The sequence below is a fragment of the Endozoicomonas sp. YOMI1 genome (genome assembly GCF_024606345.1).
In the GTDB taxonomy this organism is placed as follows: domain Bacteria; phylum Pseudomonadota; class Gammaproteobacteria; order Pseudomonadales; family Endozoicomonadaceae; genus Endozoicomonas.
In genome coordinates this window covers 1-4,534 of the sequence record NZ_JAHHPM010000535.1, presented here as the reverse complement: position 1 = coordinate 4,534, position 4,534 = coordinate 1, and the positions used below count along the sequence as shown (strand labels likewise).

Annotated in this window: 3 protein-coding genes; 2 read left to right on the top strand and 1 reads right to left on the bottom strand. The window is 47.8% G+C overall.

Annotated features, from left to right (window positions below):
* On the top strand, positions 1 to 414 hold a 414-nt coding region (locus tag KDK15_RS18985), incomplete at its 5' end, for a hypothetical protein (protein ID WP_257296966.1).
* Between the two features lie 67 nt (positions 415 to 481).
* The gene (locus KDK15_RS18980; protein WP_257296965.1) at positions 482 to 2,707 is read left to right on the top strand and encodes a hypothetical protein; all 2,226 of its coding nucleotides are present in this window, start codon (positions 482 to 484) and stop codon (positions 2,705 to 2,707) included.
* Between the two features lie 86 nt (positions 2,708 to 2,793).
* Here the strand turns inward: KDK15_RS18980 and KDK15_RS18975 are convergent, their stop codons facing one another.
* Positions 2,794 to 4,236, bottom strand: coding sequence for a hypothetical protein (locus tag KDK15_RS18975; protein ID WP_257296964.1), 1,443 nt, complete (start codon positions 4,234 to 4,236; stop codon positions 2,794 to 2,796).
* Between the last annotated feature and the right edge of the window lie 298 nt (positions 4,237 to 4,534).

The following is a 4,534-nucleotide window of genomic DNA, read 5'->3' as shown; positions in this document are numbered from 1 at the left end:
TTCAGAATTGCCCGGCTCTGCAACGCCAATGACAGCACTGCCAAGTTCCAGGCCGACCAGCCCAATGACTTTTTCGCCGTCTTCGACAGTTTCACAATCAGCCAGTTCTGTAACGTCAACGCTATCAAGCTCACAGCTGGAAAGTACACCTGCTTCGTCGTCAGATTCGACAGTTTCAGAATTGCCCAGCTCTGCAACTCAAATGACAGCGCTGCCAAGTTCCAGGCCGACCAGCTCAGTGGCTTTTTCGCCGTCTTCGACGGTTTCACAATCAGCCAGTACTGCAATGACATCGTCATCCGCGTCAAGTTCTCAGACGACCAGCTCAATGGCTTTTTCGCCGTCTTCGACGGTTTCACAATCAGCCAGTACTGCAATGCCAACGCCAGCACTGTCAATTTCTCAGTCGGCTAGCCCAATGGCTTTTTCGCCGTCTTCGACGGTTTCACAATCAGCCAGCTCTGCAACGCCATCGTCATCGATGTCAAGTTCTCAGCTGCCCAGTTATCCTGCTTCATCGTCAACGCAGACAACGTCAGAATCGTCGAGTTCAGCGGTTGCGCCTGCAACTTTCCCAACCTCCCCAACCTCACCACCCACCAGCCCGACAACCATCCCGCCGGGCTGCAGGGGTGAGCAGATTCCGGTTCAGAGCAGTAATGACCTGGCCAAAATCGGGAAGAAGGAGGAGCCATGCTTCCCACCCAATGGTAACTACACACAAACCGATGATTTTGTTGCTGGCAACCACCGGCCCATCCCGGACTTTACCGGTAAGTACAACGGTAACGACAAGCGCATTGGCAACCTCAACGACTGCGTGTTTAAGAATATGAAGGGCGATGGGAAAGTTCATAACCTGGTCATCCAAAATTCCCATATTGAACGCTCAGGAAAAGTTGATGATGCATTAGGCTTTATCGCCTGCACCATGGAGGGGGAATCAAGCCAGGAAAATAACCGTGTGCAACATTCAAGCATCAAAATTAAAGACACGTCGTTCTTGATGAGTAAGCAGAACATGCAGGTGGGGATGCTGGCAGGCGAAATAAAAGACAATGCATCACTGAAGGGTAACCGGATTGAAAACTCAGCCATTGAGGTTCAGGGAATGGGCATTAACGCAGGCATGGTGACTGGGAAAGCTCAGCATAATTCGGTCATCGAAAACAGTGATATTGATCGCTGTAATATCTCATTGTCACGATATAACACCGGTTATAGCGATAATGGGTTGGGGATAAATATCAACGTTGGGCTGGTGGCAGGAAAAATTACCGGAGGTGGAGAAGGAAATGAAGTCATGGTCAGCAAATCAACGCTGACAGATAGCAACCTTGTCAACAGCTCCTACACACAGGTGTGCGGTTGTTTAGACAAAACGGTTTATGCCGCCAATGTGGGCGGTGTGGCAGGGTTCGCAAAACATGCGGTTATTTTGGATACCCATGCCAGTAACAACAACATAACGCTTATTTCCCAGGAAAGGGGGCATATTGCCGTGGTGGCTGCTGATGCCGATCATTGTGAAATCCGGGGGACTATTGCCAGTAACAATCGCTTGCGGGCAGATTATGCATGGCGGCCGATGTATATGAAAAATAATCCAAGCCTCGTCGGTGTCGTCACCGCCGGTTGTTACAACAGCAAAATCGAAAATACCCGGGATATCAACTCGACATTAATCAACGAGGGGGCACTAAATTTCTCTCCATCAGCGGATGAGGCAGGGCATGCAGCCGTCGGTGCCGCTTTTTCCAACGGTTGTACCATCCAGAACACCACGGCCACAGGAACCCGTATTGAAACCAATGGACAAGGCGGTTCCGTGGCGATTGCTGCGGCGTTTAATTATGAGCGTACCGAGGTTCGCCAGACAACCGCTATTGACTGCCAGCTGTTAGCCATCGGCCCGGACAGAAATGGCCATAATACCAATGGGAATGGTGCTGTCGCAGTGGCTGTGGGTCGTCGTCATGATGATTTTGGGGTCATTAGTGATACCACTGCTTGCAACAGTAACATTACGGGCCGTTACACAGGCATTGCCGCTGGCGGCCTTGCCCGTACATTTTCTGACACGGTTGCTTGTAACACCAACCTGATCAGTTGGAAGGATAACAGCACCAGGCCGGAAAATTCTGGTTGTGATGAGGCAAATTGCCCCGGGGAAAGCACTAACGCTCCCCCCATACTACTTACTACCACTGCAGCTGGCGGCGACCATACAACAACTGAAGTATTATCTTCAACTCTGGCAACTTTCTCATCATCGTCAACATCACAACTGACCAGTTCAGCATCTTCATCAACAGCTCTGTTCTCAAGCAAAGATCAATCGCCCACTGTTGCTAAACAATTGTCGTTCAAAACAGTAACGGCTACGACACGCCAGTCACTGCCATCTGCCAATGTGTCTTCTTCATTGGTTAATGGAACCGACAACCGCACTATTTCATCCCTTAACACCGACGAAGTGGATGCAGGCACTCCGTTCCCCCTGGCCGGAGGGCTGGTATTGGGAATTCTCGCTGGTGGCATTGTGTATGCCGGCTACCAGTGGTACAAGGGCTATCAGCAAGGGTTCAGGGGGACAGATTTGCTCCTGCGGCCCATTAAAGTTGCGATTTGCTGCCATGATTCACCAGCTATGGGAGACAGACAGGATAGCATGGAACTGGTTTCTTTGAGGCAGGGTGATCGGTAACAATGACACGGCGAACCCGGAGAAGTGATGGTATTCGAACGCTTGGATGGCTACCGGATACCCCGGTGTTCAGAACCCACTGGTTATCAACCCGTTAAAACTGCAGTGGGATGATGTCGGTATGCTTTGCGTTCAGGTAATGTTTTTCTCAGGTCTTTAAGCTTCTCCGGGTCCCAGACATTGATTTTCCAGAATACTTTATTACCTAACCATAAATAGAGTTTCATTACGTTGATCAGGAAGTTTTTGAGTTTGGCTTTAAAGCCTTCCCAACGAGCCCTGCGGCTGGCGTATTGTTCATAGGCTGTTCCTGTTTTGGCAAGATCTGCCCTGGTTGCTGATCCCAGCTTTCTGCCAAGTTTGGCACCAACCACCAGAAAGTTATTCAACGAGCGGTAATAGGGGAGCGAGGTGGCTGCATCCCCGGCAATGCAGATGAGCTTTCCTGATGGCGTTACATGGTGCACTTTTCGGGCATGAAAAATAGACAGGGTATGGGGGGTTAATTCTTCAGTGCCAGCAATGATGGTTTCCTGGCAGAATTGATATTTTATCGTTTGCCAGTTTTTTATTTTTTCTTTCAGGCGATCACTCACATGACTGTCGGAGAGCTTTGCTGCATTGCCAAGGTTGTAGCCAGACAGACTGTCAAACTCTTCTTTTGAAATAAAAAAGTCGATGGTGACCTCATTAGTCTTTTCATTGAGTTGGCGAATTCTCTCTTCAACCGGTGATAACATCACTTTAAAGGTTGCATAAACATAGCGGGAAAAATTAAGCAAGCCAGTGGCCAGCTTTTTCGTTGGACCCTGGACCTGGTATTTAACCCTGACTCGATATTGAAGGTCTTTTTTAGCTGTAAACTCACTATCTTCATCGGTTGATGACAGTTCGGAGAAAACAATATCTTCCCCCCGGTAGTCGGGATTATCTGCCATTTTCAGCAACGCTTTTCTACTTTTTGAATGTGCGCCATCGGCACAGACAAGGGCGTCAAACAGGGCTTCTCCTGATTTGAACTTGACTTTACCATCACCAATGGCAACAACTTCGTAATCACTGCCAGCGTGCATGGTTATGCCCATTCGTTGGGCAATTAACTTCAGATCCGTTTCAAACTCTTTACAGCTGATATGGCCATGCTGCCTCCGGATTTTATCTCTAAGCTGGTTCATTCCCTGTGTTAAAATTGGATGGTCATAGCACTTTAATGATCTGAAGCATTGGTCATCAATGTTAACCGTGTGATTTCGAGCGTATTCGGCTCTCTTTTCAAACATGACGATATCGGTATCAGGCTGCTTTGCCTTCAATTGCAATGCGTTCTGCAGGGCAACAGGCCCCATTCCTACATAGGCTACTTTGAGGGCTCGATGATTCAGAGGTTGGCCAGTCCGTGGCAGTTGTTCTTCACTGAACTTTTTCCTATCGTTCTCCAACTCTTCTGATACCGCTATTTCAGGTACTGTATGATTTAAAAATAAACCCGGATAGCGCTCATCCCCGCCTGGTGTTGCTTCCCTGACCATGTCTTATCAGCTCCATCTGTGAAATAACTATTTGATAAAACTAAATTATCTGTTTTGGGTAATGCAGTGCGATGGTTGATTAAATCGCACTGATACAAGTTGGACATTTATTTTAGAAAAACGTTCGTTTTAATTTTAATTATTTGGTGATCAATCGATTCAATGTGCTGGCGGGGAGATTGCAAAATAGGATGCTTTATCAATAATTGATCAGCAATGGGTTGGTGTTTTTTTATCACCCGGAGCTAAGTAGTTAACCAAATGAAATCATATTTTCTGACTAAGTGATCAGTCACTC